Raw genomic sequence first — 20,923 nt, forward strand, 5'->3', positions numbered from 1 at the left:
CAATAACAAAGGAACACACCATGCCGATGGACTTACCACTGAGCAAGCTGGTCAGCGACGATGGCAGTCATGTTCACCGCAAGATATTTACTGACCCCGCGCTTTACGAACTGGAGAAACAACACATCTTCAGTAAAACCTGGATATACATGGGGCACGAAAGCCAGATCCCGAAAGTCGGGGACTTTATTACTAGCTTCATCGCTGAAACACCGGTCATCGTTTCCCGCGCTGGCGACAAAGAAATCTACGTCACCATCAATAGCTGCAGTCATCGCGGTGTTCCGGTCTGTCGCGCCGACCAGGGCAACACACGTCGCTTTGTCTGCCCTTATCACAGCTGGACCTTTAATAATAAAGGCGATCTGGTATCAATCCCTCAGGAAAGAAAGGTCTGCAATAAGCCTGACAAAGCAGAGCTTGGCCTGAAGCGAGTTCCCAGGGTTGAAACCTACAAAGGACTGATCTTTGCCTGCATGGATGAAAATGTAGAGCCTTTGACAGACTTTCTTGGTGAGATGGCCTGGTATCTTGACTGCTTCTTTGACCGTTTTGATGGCGGTATTGAGGTTATTGGCAGCCCCCACAAATGGACCATTAACTGCAACTGGAAACTCCCCGTTGAAAACCATCTTGGGGATATCGGTCATGGCCCCTACCTTCACGGCTCCATTCTACAAGGCACGCCTCAAGTACAGGAACTGGAAGACACCGGCCTGAACGTAGTTCCAAAGCCTGGCCACGGACTTTCCGTCCGACTGATGCCTGAAGGCACACCGGACGAAATGTGTATGTTTGGCATGGATGGTGTTGCCGGCATGGACCCAGAGGTCAACCAGTACCTTAGAGAAAGCCATAAGAAAGTCACTGAGCGCCTGGGGGAAGTGCGCTCTAGACTGAAACCCCTCTGTTACAGCGTTTTCCCGAACCTGTCGTTCCTCTGGCCAAATATGACCCTGAGAACCAGCCATCCCCGTGGGCCTGGTCAAATTGAATACTGGTCATGGTTCGTGATCGAGAAGAATGCGCCAGAACACATTAAGGAAAAACTAAAAATCCATTACACCATGATGTTTGGCCCCGGCGGCCTTCTGGAAGGTGAAGATGCCGAAGCCTGGTCACAACAGTTCAGCGGTAGCAATATCGATTATGCCGATGATCGGACCTATTACTACGGCCTTGGCCTTGATGAAGAGGAAAGTCATCCGGAAATCCCTGGCAAAGTTGGCAGCTGTTTTAACGAGCACTACGCCAGAGAATTCTACCTGCAGTGGCGTCAGCGACTGGAACAGGGTATCCAGGAAACTTCCAAGCTGGAGATCAAATAATGACCGAAATTACCCGTGACCTGATCAGTGACGTTGAGCAGTTTTATTACCGTGAAGCCCGGATACTGGATAACCGTGAATATCAGCAGTGGTTGAGACTGGTGACCACTGACGTTGAATATCGAGTGCCTGTTCGCTATATCCCTCAACCGGATCCCAAGAAAAAGGAAACCGAAGCATTCTTGAGCGTGGAGCAGGAACTGAGCCAGGGACTTGAACCCGACTTCAGAAAAGAGAACTTTTTTATTCTTTCGCTCAGAGTAATGCGCGCCTTCAAGCTGAACTCCTGGACGGATAATCCTCCTGCCAGAACACGTCGTTTTATCAGCAATGTTGAAGTGTTACCGGCAGAGCAGGAAGGCTACTATGAGGCCTATAGCAACACGATGATCTACTACAGTCGCCACCAGAAAGACAATCACACTTTCACTGCACAGAGAAAGGACCTTCTTCGTTTAGAAAAAGGTGAACTCAAGATTGCTAAACGAGAGGTCATCATTGACTGGAATGTAATTACGGGACCATCACTGAGTATTTTCTACTGAGTGTACAGTCTCCAAAGAAGGCCTCTGAAATCAGGAGCCTTCTCCCCCCACCTAAAAAGCAACACATTACCTATTTAGCAAACTATATTCTGCTTTCGTCTTAGAAACTATCAAACTACAAGGCAGTCTCGGAACAGTGAAACCCTCTGCACCATCATTATGTATTGCGCTAAATGGCATAATACAGGAAGCAAGCGAACAATTGAGTGAGCAGGAGGCAGTGCTTGGAGCTCGCAAGGTATGCACACTACTTCTTTCCCATGCCACTCCTCTAACACTGGGAGATATCGGACATAATCTGGGAGGACGAGCTATTCATAACCTTCCACTTCTAAAGAGATACATAGATACCGCGACTGCCAGAAACTGGGTTTTCTCTTTCCAGAAACCAAAGGAGAGCATCGTTTTTGAACCTACACACCACCTCAAACTTATAGAAGCCTGCGTCGCTGGTAAACTGGATGAAGTAAAACGTTATGAAGAAGGAATTCACGATTTCAACTACTGGTTAAACAGCATCAATGAAATACATCAAAAAAATGAAATTTGTCCACTAATAGCAGCTATTGAGTCTGGTAACAAAGAAGTGGTAGCACACGTTAAATGTCAGGGAGCAATCTTCCCACCCCGACCAGGCCAAAGAAATGCCCGCAGCAACATACTCCATTACCTTGCAAAAACTAATTATATAAGAACTGCATGCAGCGTACTTTTTGAGAAACCAGAGTTGTTACACAAAAAAAACAAAAAGAAAAAAACACCACTTGATATTGCTATAAGTTTAGACAATAAACCAATGGTTAGACTATTCGAAAACAAACTTGACCCATTGAAAAAGGCAGCACCCAATAGATGCACCACTGCAACTAAGCCTGCATTAACTGAAAGGCAGGAAACCGTCAAAATTGTATCAAGAGCAACCCTCAGCTTTCCAAAAGAAATGACTGTAGAAGAAGTTATACTATCAGATTCAGAAACAGAGTATTTAGACTCTGAAACAGAGCATTCAGAAAGTGGAGGCAACAATGACTTAATGAATGAGCTAAAAGATCTAGAATGTTGCTCTCACACCGGATTAGAAGAGTTTGATTGCTTCTCTGAGCTAGATTGCGAAGAAACAACAGAAATCGACCAGAGTTTAACAAGTAGTAATACCGCCCCTTTATTTAAGTTCACAACCGAATTCGATGAGCTTGAGAATTTTGCTGAACCCACAACAACACAAGTTAAACAACATGAAAACTTCGATGACACTCACGATTCAGAAGAACCTTCTGGAAGCAAGCGTCTACTTGATAACACCTATACAGAGGAGACCTGCAATGATGCTACAGGCGGTAAAACAATAATTTCTGAGGGTTCTCGACAAATACCATCTCCACTGACAACCCCTCCTGAAATAAAAGAACATTCCAGCACTACCAGACCAAAACTACGACTGAAAGATTTTGCCAGAAAGTGCCATCCAGCTTCTGACTCCGAAAGAACATTAGGAGTTCGCAATCACTTTCACGACCATATACTAGAAGCAATAAGCAACCAGCCTCCGCCTATCATTAGTACCCAACCACGTCCTACTCCCCATAACAACACCTTCCCGGTTATTATTGTAGGAAGTACATCTTTTGAACAGTACGTCTATTTTCATTGGGGACCACATCCTCTAGAGCTTTTAAAAGACTTATTACTACCAGAAGGCATAAATAAAGAACTCCTGCAAATAATTTTAACCCCAAGAGATATTGACCTTTCAGTCAAGAAAGGCTTCTTAATGGAGGAAATTACACATACAGCGAGTAAATGGATCAAAAAAGCAAGGAGTGACTATAAACCTGAACTAGGAAAAACCAGAATTGAAAAAGGTGATGAGTCTACTGAGAATAATATTATCATCAGAAGAGTACTTTTATTGAAAGATAAGCCACACCCTAGAAAAGAAGATATTGTTTACGCCGTTGACCTGTCACAGAGCAATGACGTTCAAGATTACAATGAGCTAGAAATTAGAAAAAATTTATTAATACAAGGAATTGATAAGATTATTCAGAGCGAACTCAAGTTTACTCAGCGCCCCTCTGGTATGGAAGAAAGAGCTCTGAAGGCAATTGCCCGCCTATACCTACTGGGTGCATTAGAAACTGTACATCCTAAACTCAATCAACCAACAAGGAGGCTATTAGCAGTCGCACTTCGGGAAATTCCATATCATGATGCTGTATTTCATCAATTTGCACAGTCATTAGAAGACTCTCCACTCTACGTGTTCTGAACAGGAAAACAGCAATAAATTATAATTCTTGAATTTCTTTTGTTATCAATCCGCACCAAACCGATAAACCAAAGACCCCATCAAAGTCTGTCGACCATCAAACCCAGCTTCAACGACCCCCTGAAGTTGATCAGAAAATTCAATTGTCGCACCCAATGTCGGGCTCCACGGGTTATCCGCTTTAACATCCAGCTCCATCACCATTGGTTCAGATACCCCTGGCAGCTGCTGCTCTACGGTAATCCGCTGATCCAGCCAGAGATAGCTGACACCCGCCATCCACGTAACGGGAAACTCTCCAATACGAGAGGTATAACCAACACGGGGAGTCACCATCACAGCATTCACTCTTGAGCTCACGACATTCAGTTCAGCTCTTGAAGCATTTATGTCCAGAGTAGTTACCCACGACCCTTTGCCATAGATCAAGGTAGCACCAAGCCCCCAGTTGATACCATGATACTTCTGATACATGGTCATTGTTGTGCTTAATTCTCCACCCGGGAAGTTAGGGGTTGGATCAAATACCGTAGTACTGTCTACTAATGTCTTACCTTCCATGTAGCCCGCCATCAAGTAGACATTCATAAAAGGTAACAACCAGGCATCCAGCCTGATATTGGAAACCCGACTATCGTCCTCTACCCGGTTAAATGTCAGGTCTTTAATATACTCTCCCGCTCTGCCCTGAAAGGTAACACCTCCAAGTTTACTGTCCTGCTCCATAGACATGGTGGTAATGGAAAGCCCCCAGGTTTTTGGCATTTTGGTTCCTTCAGGCACCCACTCACTGCCAAAAATCGGGCCTGAGCTTTCGCCAAAACGAGAGCCGACAGCCATCTGGGCATCATCAGCTACAACGGTATAACTTAAACAGATCAGTAGAAAGAAAACGGAGAAATGGCGGAGTACAGCTTCCATGGGAATAATTCCTGAACTTTGCTTATTTATTATTGTTATCAGGTCCTTTCAGCCCTTACCCCCATGGTATTAAAAGGGCGTAGAACCATCAATAACAAAAAAGGCTAATTATCAGGAATACAGCTGAAATTGAGAGAAAAGCAGGCTGAGAATAAGCCTGCCTGATTCAGATAAAATTAACGACCCGCTTCAAGCTGCTTCTGGCGAGCCCTGGCCATCTGGTCTATGTAGGTGAGCATTTCCTGAGTGTTGGTTGAAGGATCTGAAACCCGTGCCTTATAGACATCAATTGTCAACTGCTGCACCTCAGGATGGTCAGGATCGGCCATCCAAGCCCAGTCAGCCATATGACTGGCCAGGGCAAGATCTGTTTTCATTACCTCACGAGCTCTGGCAACCAGCTGATCGATACCACCAGCTAAGCCGGCAATCTCAGCACCACGGGTGGCCCAGGGCACTGGTGACCAGTCAGACGGGATATCATTCCACCATCCGGTGTACTGCTTAAGCAGCATTTTGGAGATATCCTTGGCGGACACATACTTCACCTGAAGTGTTGGGTGCTCAGACAGTTCTTCAGGCAATTCAATACTGTCGATAATCAGGTCTTTTCGAATCCCTTTATTCAACGCAGTAATGGTTTGCTCTGAAATAGACTCAAGCGCCTGGGCCAGTACAACAAAGTTTTCCTCAATCGCTTTACCCGTAGTAATACCTTCCCCATGAGAAGGCAATAGAACCTGAGGCTTCAATGCCGCCATTTCCCGCATAGTTTCAGCCCACTCCTCCACGTAACGCTGAGAACGCTTGCCATTCCCCACATTAGGCAGAAAACCCTGATAGAAATCGCCCACTGCTATCGCTTTTCGACCTGGCACCCAGACATACAGGTGATCATCGGTTTCACCCTTGCGATGCTGCAATACAAATTCCTCTCCACCAATCGTCAACTCCAGACGATCACTGAAGGTTCTGGTCGGCCAAACCAGATCATCCCGACTGGCTGGCAACTCATCCGCAGGCTGACTCATGTAGTTAGCCAGTGAGCCCCGCAGCTTTATATAACGCTCAAAGCGGGGAATGATGTTCTCATGGGCAATAATCTGGGCATTCGGACTGTCTTCAACCAATGCATAGGTGCCATAGGCATGATCGGTATGGCCATGAGTGATAATAATGGTATGAATAGGCTTATCGCTGACGCTGCGAATCGCCTTGATCAACGCAGGACCAGCCGGCGCCATGCCAGTATCAATAACCACCAGCCCTTCGTCAGTCTCCAACAGGATGGAGTTAACAATCGGCATATGAATAATCCACATGCGATCACCTGCCTGCTTGACCTCGGTCATATCCAGTGCATCCTGAATGGCGGGCTCATAATTTTTGCCAAAAATATGCTGACCGATATTTTTGGAGAAATTTCCCCCAAAGCCACCACCTACCATGACTCGCTCGATAAGCTCGGGGTTTTCAATTAACACGCGCTCGCGAATATCCCCGCTGAATTTATCAGCAACTGTACTCAGTGCTGACTGCTTTACCACATTGGCACTGCTTCGGACCTGATCACCCAACTCTGTACCACTGAGCATCACCCCCACACCGGTAAACACCAGTGCTGTTGCTGCATAGCCAATCAGGCTTTTTATTTTTGCCATTTTTTTACCACTTTTTTTATTGTTTGATCAGCATTAATCTCGAGTGATTAAAACCAGAGAAGCACACACCATCATCGTCTGATAAGACTAAGAAATTTATAAGCAAGCGTTTATTGCATCAAATCAGCTACACACTCCAATACTCCTGAGGCGCTCTTATAGTCAACTGGAATCGGGTAAACCGTCCCACGCTTTTCAAGAAACAGGCTTGGAAAACTATTCCCTCCGATACTTCTCGAAAACCGGATCTCTTTTGTTAGTAACGCCTTGCACTCTGGCGAGTTAATGAACTGTTCAAAACACGCTCTATCAAGACCTATTTGCCCTGCACAATTCAGTAGTACCTCAAGATCTGATGGGTTTTCTGCCTTGAGGTAATAAGCCTGCTGAATTGCAGTATTCATAGAGAACTCACCATCACGATCTGATAATTCTCTGGCTGCAATCACTGCCCTGCAAGCAAGATAGGTAGAGCGTCGCGGAATATTTTTTACCCAGAAGTCATAATTAAATTCAGTTCCCAGCAACTGCTCAATCTCATGCCAGTAACTTCGAATTCGTTTAGCCATTTCTATAGGCATCGGCTCATCAGAATCTGGAGCAAGACCACCCACAACACTACGTACTGACAATTCATCAGGCTCATACCCCTGTTGAATAGCCCTATAAACCTTCTGCCAGACTGGTGCAAAACCCCAGCACCAACTACACATTGGGTCATGAACATAAATTAGCGTCGCCATAGCCTAGAAACCCGCAGCCTAGAAAACAAAAAAATAAAGCCGGCATAAACCGGCTTTATTATTGAGAGCAAAGACTTACTTTATACAGAGGTTGCCGGGGTAGCACCCTTAACACTCTGCCCTTTTGCCTTACTACCCAACAGCAGCCTGGCAAGGGCAGGCAACAACCAGATCGCACCAATCATATTCCAGACAAACATAAAGGTCAGGAGAATACCCATATCCGCCTGAAACTTCAGTGGTGAGAAGATCCAGGTACCGACACCAATCGCCAGAGTCACACCGGTAAAGGTTACCGCTTTGCCCGTAATCTTGAGTGTTGAGTAATAAGCTTCTTCCAAAGACATTCCCTGCTTCATGAAACTTTCTAAACGGCTGTAGATGTATATTCCATAATCCACTCCAATACCAACACCCAGGGCAATAACCGGTAGCGTTGCCACCTTAACCCCAATACCCAGATAAGACATCAATGCCTGACAGAGAACGGAAGTTAATCCCAACGGGATAATGATACAGAGAACCGCTTTAACCGAGCGGAACGTGATAAGACAGAGAATACTCACCACCGCATATACCCAGAACAGCATCTTATTCTGAGCCTGGGCAATTACCTCATTCGTGGCGGCTTCTACGCCAGCATTACCGCTGGCCAAGACAAACTGGAAGTCTTCCGTATTATTAATGGCAGCAAAATCCTGAGTTGCCTTAACCACACGCTCCAATGTTTCAGCTTTGTGATCATCAAGGAAGAGAATAACCGGTGCACTGGAGCAGTTGGTATTAAACAATCCTGCCGCATTGGCCACTGAACTGTTAAGCACATAAGGGTTACGGGAGAGGCTCTGCCATTTCATACTCCCTTCATTCAACCCTTTGATGACCTGCTTGGAAACGGTGACCAGTGACAGTGCAGACTGAACACCAGGCACATTTTCCATATGCCACATGTATCGATCAATGGCATCCATCACCGGGTAGCTGGTACAGCCCTCAGGCTTGGTTTCCAGATAGGTGATAAACAGATCGGCACTGGTTGAGTAATTACTGTTGATAAACAGGTTATCCAGATTATACCGCGAGTCCGGATGAAACTCCGGAGCCCCTGGATCCAGATCACCAATTTTAAGGTCTGTCGCTTTATAAGCACCGGCAGCAAAGCCCAGCAAAGCGATAAGGATCGAAACAGGCATTACTTTAGAACTGGCCAGTTTTGCAACCACACGCCATATTTTTGCTTCTTCCTTCTGGCTTTTCCTCGCGTAATCAACGGAACGTTTGCTGACTTTGATATACGACATTAGAACAGGCAGCAATACCAGGTTCGTCAGGATAATGGTCGCAACACCCACGCTGGCAGTAATCGCCAGATCCTGAATAACCTGAATATCAATAACCAGAAGGGTCAGGAAACCGATAGCATCAGAAATCAGTGCCACCATGCCCGGAATATAGAGTGTTCGGAAAGTACGGCGAGCAGCTGTCAGTGAATCTGCACCCTGGGCAGTTTCAACACTGATACTGTTAATGATCTGAACACCATGACTGACACCAATGGCAAATACCAGAAAGGGCACCAACACGGAGTAAAGATCAAGACCGTATCCGAGCGTCGCCAATAGACCCATCTGCCATACAACCGCAGTCACCGACGTCAGCAGCGGGATAATCGTACTTTTCAGACACCGGGAATAAAGGAACAGCAGAATACTGGTTACACCAATGGCAATAATAAAGAACCAGACAATGGCTTTAACGCCATCAAACAGGTCACCAAAAACCTTGGCAATACCCACAATATGAAGATCAACACCTTTCTCTGCGTATTTGCTGCGCAATTCTTCAAGCTGGTCTGAAAGGTATTGGTAGTCCAGGTTTTCACCGGTTTCCGGGTTCTTTTCAAACAAAGGCGCACTTACAATACTCGAGCCAAAATCATTGGCAATGATCTGCCCCACCTGACCGGACTTCAGAATATTTTCCCTGAGAAGATCAAGGCTGGCTTGAGTTCCATCATAATACTCAGGAATAACCGGCCCACCGGTAAAGCCTTCCTCTGTCACTTCAATCCAGCGAACCGTTGGCGTCCAGATGGACTTCATATTGGCCCGGTCGACACCCGGGAGATAAAAAACGTCATCATTAATCTGCTTGAGCAATTCCATATACTCAGCAGAAAAAATATCGCCATCCCGGGCAGCAACCGCTATCCGAATGGTATTACCGGAGTTACCACCATCCTCCATATGCCGAAGCATATTCTGGATAAAAGAGTGTTCCAGCGGCACCATTTTCTGAAAACTGGCATCCACTCGTAATCCAGTGACCAGTTTCCAGGTGAGAAACAATGACACTAGTAGAAAAAACAGACAAACCCGCAGGCGATTATTGAAGATCATCCGCTCCATAATCGGTTCGCTGCTTTGATACGATGAGTGATTAAAAGACGACATAACTGGCTGCCCCGGATTCTTTTTAATTGTTTTTCTTATGGCTTATATCAAACAAGATCACTGCCTTATCCACGATAAAACAGCACTCCAACCGCCTCTACTCCAACACATTACCTTCCAGGGTCATCCGGTAGGCGCCACCCTGGCCAACAACCACTATAAACCCATCATTACTGGGTGCGAGCGCACTCAGCGTCATACGATCAGGCCGATGTGAAACGGATAAACCAGCCTTTGCTCCTGAAGACAAACCAGCGCCATAGCCCGAACCTGTTAATACGGCTCCGGAATTACCAACCAGCGCAACACTGCCATCAATCAGTTTTGCCGAACCAAAGAGCGTCTGCTCGGTACCAGAGCTTAGCGGCTGCCAGGTTTCCCCCTGATCCTGACTCTGATAAATATTGCCTCTCAGACCATGAACCAAAACCTGACCATCATCACCGCTGACACCAAACCATGACCCCTCATAAGGGCTATTCAAGGTTGTCCAGGTTTTACCAGCGTCTGTGGAACGATAAAGAATCCCTGCCTCTCCGGCCAGAAAGAGGTTACCCTGACCATCGTCATTAATAGCGTTGTAATGAAATTCATCATCATTGGCAACGCGGTCATCAACAAAGTCCCAGCTTTGACCACCATCAACGGTTTCAATGATGTAACCGTAAGCCCCCACGGCAAAGCCATGAAGGTTATCTTCAAACCATACATCTAAAAGAGGAATCGTCGCTTCACGATCAACATACACCTGCAACCAGGTTTCTCCGCCATTTTCAGTTTTTAGAACAATGGCATCATGGCCTACGGCATACCCAACCTTTTCAGAGGGAAAGTGTACGGCTGTCAGCATTTGCATCGTCGGTACGCTGGCCTGCTGCCAGCTAACCCCATGGTCATCGGAAAATACTATGTGGCCACGTTCCCCAACAGAAACCAGCCTTACGCCACCATCAGTACGAGTGACATCAAGCAGCAGGCTGTTAGCCGCCTTTGGAGATTTAATCGCCGGGCGATCAAGCGAAGACTCTGAAGAGGAAGCATTTACTGGCCCAGCTGAAAAGATTGCAACGGAAAGAACCGCACCAAGTACCGTATGAAGTACCCCAGTAACACGACTTTTTTTTGCAGGTTTAGTCTTTACACTGCTTTTCACAAGAGTGCCCAGACCAACTGAACCACCCCTGTGGTGACTCCCCCTAATGAAACCAGAGGCAACAGGCATACGACTCCCCTTGTCTTAATATTCTTGTTTTTAGTGCGACGATTATAAACAAACATTTTTTGACAACGAAGCACATCCGGTCATAGATGCAGCAAATGAAACGATTGTTTACAAAAAAGATCGCTCGCTTGCTTTCTTATTTTTAAGATCAGGGCATAGCAGAGCATCAATACAGCGACCAACTTTACCGAATAGAGAAAATAAAATTCTCATCCAAAGGGACTATTGCGATTTTTTTTTCACTCGTTAGTAGGATTGTTTGGCAATTTGATGACTTTAAGATCTATTTGAATTCAGAAAGAAAGGGGTGAGAAATTGGTAACTCCTCACTTCACAGAGAAGGGCTCACCATGTTTTATACACCGGTTCCTTTTCCAAGAAAGAAGCCGGTGTATAAGGAAAGCGAAGAATCAAAGACTCTTGGTCACTACCTCATAGACATCAGAAGACAGACCCGGTGTGGCTTTAATTCTCTCCAGTGCTTTGCGCATCCGCTCACGGCAGCCGGGCTCAAATTTACGCCAGCGCGTCAGAGGCGTCATCAGTCGTGAAGCAATCTGCGGATTTTTCTTATCAAGATCCAGCAGTTGATCAGTGAGGAATTCATACCCCAGACCATCCGTACGATGAAACTGCTTCATATTTCCAGCAAAACCACCTAAAACAGAGCGCAGCTTGTTAGGGCTGGTTTCATCAAAGACTTCGTGTTGCATCAACGTCAGGATGTGCTCCAGAGTTCCCAGCGATGGGCTGGCAGCCTGCACTGATAACCATTGGTCCATCACATTGGTATCTTGATGATACAGCTCCAGAAAATCTGCCAGTACTTCATCAATCAATTCACGGTCATGATTACCGGCATTAATAACAGAAACCAGTGCAGCGAAGCGATCCGTCATATTGGATGCTCCATGATACTGTTGTTCAGCCAGAGCCAGCATGGCTTTATCTTCGATGCTGGTGAGGTAGGACAAACAGGTATTCTTCAGTGTTCGCTCGGCAATATCCTCTGCCTCAGGTCGATAAGGCTTATGCACATTTAACGACTGCCACAGCGCTTCAAGTGAGTCTTTGTGCGCTTCTGCAATGGCTTTTTTCACCTGCTGGCGAGCCTGGTGAATGAACTGGGGGTATACTTCGACCGCCTGCTCAGCCAGTGAAGCCTCTGATGGCAGAGACAGCATTTCTGCCTTTACGGCAAGATCCAATGACTCATCATTAATGACCGTGCCAAAGGCTTCAATCAAGCTTCGATCCACAGAAAGTTCACGCCCCTGTTCAAACGCAGCAACCATTTCATCAATGACACTGTTGGCCAGTCGCTGCCCCGCATCCCAGCGATTAAAGTGATCGCTGTCATGCTCCATAAGGAACAACAAATCTTCCCGGGAGTAGTCATACTTCACGCGGACCGGTGCTGAGAAACTTCGCAAAATAGAAGGCAGCGGTCGTTCTTCAATATTATCAAAAGCAAAGACTTCTTTTTCCTGCTTAACATCAAGCACCTGATCAGTAGCACCGCTCTCGTTAAGAACCAGCTCATCTCCCTCAGCATCCAACAACCCCAGGCGAACAGGAATATGGAAAGGCTCCTTTTCTTTTTGTCCTGGCGTCGCAGGACAGGATTGTTCGATGGTCAGTTTGTATTGTTTCTTATCTTCGTTGTACTCATCAGTGATGTTCAGCACCGGTGTACCTGCCTGACTGTACCACCGGCGGAATTGTGTTAGATCCCGCCCTGAAGCATCCTCCATGGCTTTGACAAAATCTTCACAGGTCACCGCTTGCCCATCATGACGCTCAAAGTAGAGGTCAGAGCCTTTACGAAAGGCTTCTGCACCAAGAATACCGTGAATCATGCGTACGACTTCTGCGCCTTTTTCATAGATAGTCACAGTATAAAAGTTGGATATTTCAATAAATGACTCAGGTCTTATCGGGTGAGCCATTGGCCCAGCATCTTCCGCAAACTGAGCGGTACGAAGGACATTGACATCCTCAATCCGTTTTACACCCCGAGAGTTCATATCAGCAGAAAATTCGGAATCCCGGAAAACAGTGAATCCTTCCTTAAGGCTCAACTGAAACCAATCCCGACAGGTCACCCGGTTGCCGGACCAGTTGTGGAAATATTCATGGGCAACAATCGCTTCAACCCGCTGAAAACGGGCATCTGTCGCTGTTTCAGGACTGGCAAGTACACAGGCTGAATTAAAGATATTCAGCCCTTTGTTCTCCATGGCCCCCATATTGAAATGGTCGACAGCAACAATCATGAAGATGTCCAGGTCGTATTCCCGACCATAAACTTCTTCATCCCATTTCATGGACTTCTTCAGCGAGATCATCGCATGATCACACTGGTCTATATTGTGGGCTTCCGTAAAGATTCGCAGGGTTACTTCGCGACCACTCATGGTGGTGAAATGATCTTCAACATGCTGCAGGTCGCCCGCTACCAGCGCAAACAGATAACTGGGCTTTTTAAATGGGTCTTCCCAGGTTACGTAGTGCCTACCATCGTCCAGTTCTCCACGTTCAATGTCATTACCGTTGGAGAGGAGTACCGGATATGCGGTTTTGTCTGCCGTAATTCTGGTGGTGAACCGAGACATCACATCCGGACGATCCAGGTAGTAGGTAATCTTACGAAAACCTTCTGCCTCGCACTGGGTACAGAACATGCCATTGGACTTATAGAGTCCTTCCAGGGATGTATTTTCCTGTGGATTGATACGGCAAACGGTCTTGAGAGTGAAACTCTCTTTGAGTGACAAAATCTTGAGAAAGCCACCCTCTACCTTGAAGTCTGAAAATGGCTTGTCATCGATCTCAACAGAAATCAGTTCAAGGTCATCCCCTACCAACACCAGCTCAGGAAGGTTATCTTCACCCTGTTTGCCTGACTTGTTATCAAGGTTACGATAAATACTCAGAACCGAAGTAACCATCGTATGGTCTTCATAAAGATCAAAAGTCAGGTTCGTTTGATCAATCCAGTAGTCAGGTGCCTGATAATCTTTCAGGTAAATCGCTTTTGGTTGCGAGTCTTTCATCTTGTTCATCCCACTATTTATTTCACAAGCGAACTGCTTCGGTTCTGTGATTAATCGACAGTTGGTTAATTAACAGCCACGCTCACCTGATAGGCGGTATGTTTGCGGATATTGACCACACCATTATCCAAAATCAGATATTGTCCTTTAATCCCAAGTAACACGCCCTCAATCAGTGGCTCCTTGTCAAAAGATCGGGAGGTTACCTTGGCAGGGTATTCAAGCACAGGGTAAACAATATCAAGTACTGCAGGCTGACCAGTCTCTAAAGACTTAACACCTGCCAGAGGTTGTATCGCCTGAATTCCAAATTGCTCCTGCATTGCAGCAATTCGACTGCCATTCATATCCAGTAACTCAAGAGCACTTTCCTGTAGATCCAGAGGATCAGCCGGTCCCTTCAGCATAGCTCGCCAGTTGGTCCGGTCATTAATAAATTCTTTAAAAATAGTCTCCAATAACCCAGACTGCCTGCGGGTAGCTACCCGTATAAAAGGCATCGCCTGACTGGCTCCCTGATCAATCCAGCGGGTTGGAACCTGGGTTGCCCGGGTAATGCCGACCTTTAGACCAGAGGAGTTTGCCAGATAGACGACATGGTCCGTCATGCAGAATTTATCACCCCAGGCAGCATCACGGCAGGTTCCTTGATCATAATGACACTTCTCCGGACTCATTATGCAGGTGTCACACTGGGGGAGCTTTTTAAAACAGGGATAGCAGAACCCCTGGCTAAAACTCTTCTTGGTTTTTCGGCCACAGTGGCAGCAATGAATTTCACCGTGGTACTGCATGGACAGCTTACGCCCAAGCAGATCATTCAATGGCAGCAATTGATCGCCAATGGGCAGTTGGTAGGTAACCTGTCTCTTGCTGCCATCTTCAGCCCCTGTCAGAAGGTCTGAATGCATTTTACTGAGCGATCCCGTGATTGTACTTTCGGACACAGTTGTACTCTTGTGAAAAGTAAGAACCACTCTGTCATTGGCTGACAAAGCGACATTAAGCCAGGAGGCTGACCGAGAATAGACAACCCTACTGTGGTGGCAGCAAATTGGTCTAGAAATTCCGTTTTGTTCGGCAAATAGAACCACTATTCACTTCACAAAACGGAATTTTTATCCTCAATTTTCTACCATCCTCGCTAAGGGCGCTATTCTCGGTCAGCCTCCTGGTGAATCTTCAGTTTTTGAAACGAAGAATGGTTGCTTCTTCAGCAGGCACATCTTCAACGGAGGCCTTGCTGTCTGATTTGCATTTGGCTGGCATATAACCGACTCGTTCTGACTCCGGCAGGTTTTCATACTCATAAGCAATGACCGCCTGCAGACTGGCATCCCGCTCATCCTGAGTCATCGAACGACCATCAGGCCACTTACCCAGCTCAAGAGCCAGTTTTAGAGACTGATGAATTGCGGGTGTCATCTTTTTCAGAAAAGCATCTAACTGCATTGTATCGAATCCTTTTCGCTTTCTACTTCAAAGCACCTTAGGTTCTGTGTTCTTACAGATAACCATAGGGTTAGTTAGGTTATGTTGACATGAGATTGCAGGCTCAGTGATTCATATAGCTGTCTTACACAAGGCGGACTGCTGCAGGTGTAGTGGTGCTACATCAAACCAATCCAACGAAGCTGGAAGGCAGCTATAAAAGCCACCCTACGGGCTCAAACCAGCAACCTTATGTCAACAGAACCTAGCTCTCAATCTGTCGTTCTTTAAATAACAAACCTGCAATAGCACCCAACAAGCAGCCGGCAACAAGACCACCAGTATGTGCAGCATTGGCCATATTGCCAAAGCCTATACTACCCAACACCCCAGTATAACCAATCACTAGCCAGGCCAGCATAAAGCCATAATAAAGGGGTGGCAGTCCAAACTGCCAGTGACGGTCAACCTTCTCCCGAGTCATGCAATAGCCCATTAAGCCATAAACAACACCGGAAAAGCCGCCAAAAATACTGTCATCTCCACCCCAGAAATATTGGGCAAAATTGGAAAGGACTGCACTAAAGACAATGATGGCTAACAAATGTAAACCACCCTGACGCACTTCAAGCCGGCTTCCAAAAATATAAAGTGCCAGCATATTGAAAGCCAGATGAGTAAAGCCGAAGTGAAGAAATATTGGACTGATCAAACGCCAGTATTGTCCCTGCTCCAGCCCCATGGACAGGCTGCCAAAGTAGAGGTAACCATTAGCCACCTGAAAAGGGACAAATGAGAACCAGGACGTCGCATGCCAGTCTGCGCCTGCCCGCGTAATTAAGGCAACTACGAGACAGGCAGCGATAAACAGAAATGTTATCGGCATACGCCGCCATGGAATCCCTTTGAGTATGCCGCCTGTATTCAGGCCTCTTCTGGGTGGCGCTGATGGTAGCTTCAGATCACCGGATTGCCACTGTTGATAAAGGCTGACAACCACATGAGACTTTTCTTCATTCTCTGTCCAGATTACTTGTTTACCCGACTCTTCCGTAATTTTATGGGGAATCCCCTGTGAGTACAGAAACCAGGAAAGGTCGCTTAAATTGATATCTCCGGGGAGTTCCAGTGCCCTGTGCATGGGTTAATTATCTGTCTCTTCTCTGGTTTACGTAGGCCGACTCCTAAAAGAAACCGGCGACTGGTTGTCGGCTCTAAAAGCGAGCAGATCTACATTAACAGCGTTCTTCCTGATAGTTCCAACGTAACTTGGAACGACAGGATTCATAGAAATTATGATTCAATGGATGCAAAAGCTTCAGCCGCTGAGATTTTTTATGAATGGTAATTTCATCTCCGGGCGCTGAGGTAATATGGATCTGCCCATCACAACTAATCTGTGGGTAAATCGTATTCTCGTGGCGAATAACCAGCTTCAGCTCACTGTCCCCGTCCACAACCAGGGGACGGTTAGTTAACATATGGGGGTACATAGGCACCAGGACAATAGCATCCAATCTTGGATGCATAATGGGGCCTCCACCAGAAAGCGCGTAAGCTGTAGACCCTGTAGGCGTGGCAATGATCAATCCATCCGCCCGTTGTTGATAGACAAACTGACCATCAATATACAGCTCAAACTCAATGATTCGTGTCGACTTACCGGGATGAAGCACGACATCATTCAATGCATCTCCCTGGCCAATAACCTTCCCTTTCCGGCGCACACGGGCTTCCAGAAGAAACCGGCTTTCTGCCAGATAGCGACCTTCCAGAACCTCTGCCAGCTGGTCATCGAGTTCATCCGGTGAGATATCGGTCAGGAAGCCTAAACGACCACGATTGATGCCAATCACAGGAATGTCGTAAAGAGCCAGCGTTCTGGCAGCCCCCAGCATACTGCCATCACCGCCCACAACAATCACCAGGTCACACTGCTGACCCATTTGCTCACGACTGATCATGGTAAACGAGTGGCCGGGCAACAGACTGTCCAGCTGCTCATCCAGAAGTACGGTTATCCCCCGCTTCTGCAGAAAGTCTGCCAGATGCCTTAGAGTATCCTCCACCTGAATACGCCCCTGGCGGCCGGTTACCCCGACAATTTTGAAGTGTTCCATAAACTCAGTGATGTCGCCTTAGAATGTGAGTTAGTATACGTTAGTCATGAACGGATTTTTACACCAAAGCCTACATCATACTCTACAACAAGCAGTAGAGTGGGTACAAAACAGCCCTCCAATATTTAATCGGTCGGCCAACCCTCTTTTTCTGGATTCTCCCTTACCGGCAGGATTAGCCCCGGTTATTCCTAGTGCAGAGGAACTGGATATTCTCGCCAGCCTTGTTAACCAGAAAGGCAACCCTTTGCTCGGTATTTTCAACGAAACCCTCTGGCAGTTCCTGCTGAGCCAGTTTCCTGATAGTCGGACCATGGTTTCTAACCTGCAGGTCAAAGGCAAAAAAAATGGTCAGCCTGCGACACTGGGTGAATACGACATTATCTACCAGCTTAGAAATCAGTTCATACACCGGGAACTGGCGGTTAAGTTTTATCTTGGTATACCTAGCGAAGATATCAATACAAATGGGTCTCCATGGCACAACTGGGTAGGTCCCGGGCTTAAGGACAGGCTTGATCGAAAAATGGATCGTTTACTTCATCATCAAGCCATATTGAGTGATACCAATGAAGGACAAGCAGCTTTATTAAAGCTGGGTATTGAACAACCTGTGCAGAAAGAGATTCTGGTACAGGGCCGACTTTTCTACCCCCTATATCCACTGGGCACAAATGAATCTGCAATAACTCCATTAACAGACATCCAGGGATTTTTTCAGTCAGAAGCAGAACAGATGATGGAAGCAAAGTGCCAGCCACCCGAATTTTGCAACCCGAATCATTTGAAAGGTTATTGGCTAACACAAAGCCAGTTTTTGCTGAGCACCCAGCCCCTAACCAAGAATGTCAGTTTCCAGATACCTCATAAGTTACAGTGGTTGAATCAGAAACCTGTTGCAGAGCCTCTCAATCATAATGAGTTATTGCACCAGCTGAAAAAACAAGCAAAACCTGTTTATGTAAGGGCTTTTCAACAGAAACAACAAGAACAGATGCACCTGTTTATTTTACCGGATAACTGGCCAGAAAAGGCTGAAGAGGTTTCACACCAATAAAATCAGTTAACTTACTTACCGGAACTTATTCAGCAACCTGATTTCTAACACAATACTGTAATGACAACTCAGTGAGATCAGTCTGTGCAAGCTTCCCCACCATCGCCCCCTCAACTTCAAAGGCATTCACCCAGGCCCGGTGAGGATAAGCCAAGCCCCGAAGTCATCCCCCACGATACTGTCAAACACCAGGGTATGGCTGTATCATTACCTGTAGAAGAACCAACAAAGGCTTTACCCCCTTCTGAAGCTACAAAAGAAACCGCAGCCCCCACTGACCAGAGAAAATGCACTCCCTTTCCATGTCCTCCGGCTTCTGACCATACCAAAGTCAAGTCAGTTACAGCAGAAGCTGTGATGGATAAGCTCAATGCTGTCTTTGCCAAAAACGAGATTCCTTCAGCAATAACATGCGTTAAGTTCTGGAGCCCCATGGCTGCTAAAGCGTCTACAAGCACATACGGTTCAATACTGCAATTGATGTCTTGGATGGATGAGCCATGCAAGAATCCGAGACCTGACGGTAAGCCCCCGGCAATACCGACAGAACCAAAGATACAGAAAGATATGGAGGAGTATTGCCAACAATATCCTGAAATGGCTACCGGCATTTCATTTGTTGAAAGTTTCATCAAGGCAGACCTCTTGACGGTCACTGATCGCACAGAAAAGCATATGAATAAAACTGGCCTTGATTACGTTCACCTCCGTCACGTGCACCTTGCTACAGAAGAGCTTGAAAAACTGCAGGCGATGATGCCAGCTCCAACAAAGAACGAGCAAACACAGTCAGCCTGGCACCAAGAACCGGAGTCCTACACGGAACAACAGCAAAAAGCTGGGTACTCAGGAGTGATACAACCAAGTAACTTTTTCGGAGAAGACGATGATATTGGTGCAGGCTACAGAATAAAAGGCCAGCTTGTAGCCTCTAAAGATGAAATTAATAACTTTATCCATACTATGTTAGAAATCCCTATGCGTCGAGCTAAGCTTAACCCTCAAAACAGAGATGAGTTCATTAGATTTGTCAGTGAACATTTTCAAGAATCTACAACAGATACTGAAAAAATAATTAAACTAGTTTCCAAGTACTTTACCAGTTAAGGTCAAATGGGGGCTTGATCACACTCTCTGATTGAGAGTGATGTTTTCTATAAAAACAATATTCTATTCGGGCTCTACGTTACTACTCAGAGAATGAAAGAAAACTAAATGCGAGCATATTAATTGCCAATAACCCACCACTAACTGAAGGTTTTTTTTGCAATCCAGAAAAATAAATCTCACAGAAACTTATTTAATCAATTGAAGTCAAATCTAAAAGAAACCGAAACCAAACAAAGAAAGTCATGGACAATATAATTGCAACCTGTTTATTTTGTAGCAACGGTGGAACTTATCCAAAAGGAAAAAGCTGTATTCAAAAAAAGTGTTCACAGAAATTTGACAAGGACATAAAAGCATCTCAACCTGATATCGAATCGGCTCTTCGAATCTATAGAGACGAGGATTTCAGCCACTCACCTACCTCAAAAACTTTCGATAAGATTCATCTTACAAAAACAACAAAACCTAAGATTACTCTTCTCCCAACAGAGCATATGGTAGCGGCGCTAAAACCAGACAAACTTGAATGGATCAGATCTATTAAAGATCACTGCAAAAAATCAGTATTTGATGATGAAGATGAAGATGAAGAGTTAATCACACTAAACTTAAACAATCACTTATATATGGCAGAACAATTATCTGATGGTTATTCACTCAAATTTTCCTCTGTAATTCATGATCAGAAAGAAGAACTAAACATTCAAAACACATTAATCGAGCACCTAAATCATTCAGGTCGATATCTAATTGCATATCGTTATTTAAATGAGGAAAAGCAAGAGCAGACTCAAACATTTATCCTTCAAGTCGCGGAAAACGGTAATTGCGTTGTATTGTCGGACGTCCCTGATTTAGTAGATGACCTGGAAGAGTTCGATAGTACCGAAGCATTTATTCTCAGGATCCTCGGCGAGAGTTTTGATGAAGAACTGGAATTTATCGATCTGTACCAGAATAACGGCAGAAAACAGTATAGTTAACTTAATATAAGCAGAATATTCAAT

16 protein-coding genes are annotated in these 20,923 nt (G+C 45.8%); 6 read left to right on the forward strand and 10 right to left on the reverse strand.

Annotated elements, in window-relative coordinates:
• Positions 1–20: 20 nt before the first annotated feature.
• The 3 genes from GV64_RS17060 to GV64_RS17070 all read left to right on the forward strand — a co-directional run bounded on the left by GV64_RS17060 (position 21) and on the right by GV64_RS17070 (position 4,142).
• A complete protein-coding gene (locus tag GV64_RS17060) occupies positions 21–1,328 on the forward strand; it encodes an aromatic ring-hydroxylating oxygenase subunit alpha (RefSeq protein ID WP_020583719.1) in 1,308 nt (435 codons plus the stop codon).
• Positions 1,328–1,873 (forward strand): aromatic-ring-hydroxylating dioxygenase subunit beta, encoded by a 546-nt coding sequence (locus tag GV64_RS17065; RefSeq protein WP_020583718.1) that lies wholly within the window; start codon positions 1,328–1,330, stop codon positions 1,871–1,873. Before GV64_RS17060 ends, GV64_RS17065 begins: the two co-directional genes overlap by 1 nt.
• Positions 1,874–2,009: 136 nt before the next feature.
• The gene (locus GV64_RS17070) at positions 2,010–4,142 is read left to right on the forward strand and encodes a hypothetical protein (RefSeq protein WP_020583717.1); all 2,133 of its coding nucleotides are present in this window, start codon (positions 2,010–2,012) and stop codon (positions 4,140–4,142) included.
• Positions 4,143–4,187: 45 nt separating this feature from the next.
• Here GV64_RS17070 and GV64_RS17075 read toward each other — a convergent pair whose 3' ends face one another.
• The 10 genes from GV64_RS17075 to GV64_RS17120 form a co-directional block, all read right to left on the reverse strand.
• Positions 4,188–5,063: a hypothetical protein gene (locus tag GV64_RS17075; RefSeq protein WP_020583716.1), complete on the reverse strand. Its 876-nt coding sequence runs from the start codon at positions 5,061–5,063 to the stop codon at positions 4,188–4,190.
• Between the two features lie 176 nt (positions 5,064–5,239).
• Positions 5,240–6,724: an MBL fold metallo-hydrolase gene (locus GV64_RS17080; protein ID WP_020583715.1), complete on the reverse strand. Its 1,485-nt coding sequence runs from the start codon at positions 6,722–6,724 to the stop codon at positions 5,240–5,242.
• Positions 6,725–6,834: 110 nt separating this feature from the next.
• Positions 6,835–7,467 (reverse strand): DsbA family protein, encoded by a 633-nt coding sequence (locus GV64_RS17085; protein WP_026258425.1) that lies wholly within the window; start codon positions 7,465–7,467, stop codon positions 6,835–6,837.
• A gap of 80 nt (positions 7,468–7,547) precedes the next feature.
• Positions 7,548–9,920, reverse strand: a complete 2,373-nt coding sequence (locus tag GV64_RS17090) for an efflux RND transporter permease subunit (protein ID WP_051087831.1) — start codon at positions 9,918–9,920, stop codon at positions 7,548–7,550.
• A 97-nt stretch (positions 9,921–10,017) separates the two neighbouring features.
• A complete protein-coding gene (locus GV64_RS17095) occupies positions 10,018–11,142 on the reverse strand; it encodes a WD40/YVTN/BNR-like repeat-containing protein (RefSeq protein ID WP_020583712.1) in 1,125 nt (374 codons plus the stop codon).
• 410 nt (positions 11,143–11,552) lie between these two features.
• A complete protein-coding gene (pepN, locus tag GV64_RS17100; protein ID WP_020583711.1) occupies positions 11,553–14,207 on the reverse strand; it encodes an aminopeptidase N in 2,655 nt (884 codons plus the stop codon).
• Positions 14,208–14,263: 56 nt separating this feature from the next.
• Positions 14,264–15,145: a DUF2797 domain-containing protein gene (locus GV64_RS17105; protein WP_026258423.1), complete on the reverse strand. Its 882-nt coding sequence runs from the start codon at positions 15,143–15,145 to the stop codon at positions 14,264–14,266.
• A 235-nt stretch (positions 15,146–15,380) separates the two neighbouring features.
• Positions 15,381–15,650: a YeaC family protein gene (locus GV64_RS17110; protein WP_020583708.1), complete on the reverse strand. Its 270-nt coding sequence runs from the start codon at positions 15,648–15,650 to the stop codon at positions 15,381–15,383.
• A gap of 244 nt (positions 15,651–15,894) precedes the next feature.
• Positions 15,895–16,770, reverse strand: a complete 876-nt coding sequence (locus GV64_RS17115) for a rhomboid family intramembrane serine protease (RefSeq protein WP_020583707.1) — start codon at positions 16,768–16,770, stop codon at positions 15,895–15,897.
• A gap of 94 nt (positions 16,771–16,864) precedes the next feature.
• Positions 16,865–17,749, reverse strand: coding sequence for an NAD(+) kinase (locus GV64_RS17120; RefSeq protein WP_020583706.1), 885 nt, complete (start codon positions 17,747–17,749; stop codon positions 16,865–16,867).
• Between the two features lie 46 nt (positions 17,750–17,795).
• Here GV64_RS17120 and GV64_RS23940 point away from each other — a divergent pair, with 46 nt between their 5' ends.
• The 3 genes from GV64_RS23940 to GV64_RS17140 all read left to right on the forward strand — a co-directional run bounded on the left by GV64_RS23940 (position 17,796) and on the right by GV64_RS17140 (position 20,899).
• Positions 17,796–18,806, forward strand: coding sequence for a DUF1853 family protein (locus GV64_RS23940; RefSeq protein WP_020583705.1), 1,011 nt, complete (start codon positions 17,796–17,798; stop codon positions 18,804–18,806).
• A gap of 195 nt (positions 18,807–19,001) precedes the next feature.
• The gene (locus tag GV64_RS17135; protein ID WP_020583704.1) at positions 19,002–19,913 is read left to right on the forward strand and encodes a hypothetical protein; all 912 of its coding nucleotides are present in this window, start codon (positions 19,002–19,004) and stop codon (positions 19,911–19,913) included.
• 245 nt (positions 19,914–20,158) lie between these two features.
• Complete coding sequence (locus tag GV64_RS17140) at positions 20,159–20,899, forward strand: hypothetical protein (protein ID WP_020583703.1); 741 nt, start codon at positions 20,159–20,161, stop codon at positions 20,897–20,899.
• Positions 20,900–20,923: the final 24 nt, after the last annotated feature.

Source organism: Endozoicomonas elysicola, assembly GCF_000710775.1.
GTDB lineage: Bacteria > Pseudomonadota > Gammaproteobacteria > Pseudomonadales > Endozoicomonadaceae > Endozoicomonas > Endozoicomonas elysicola.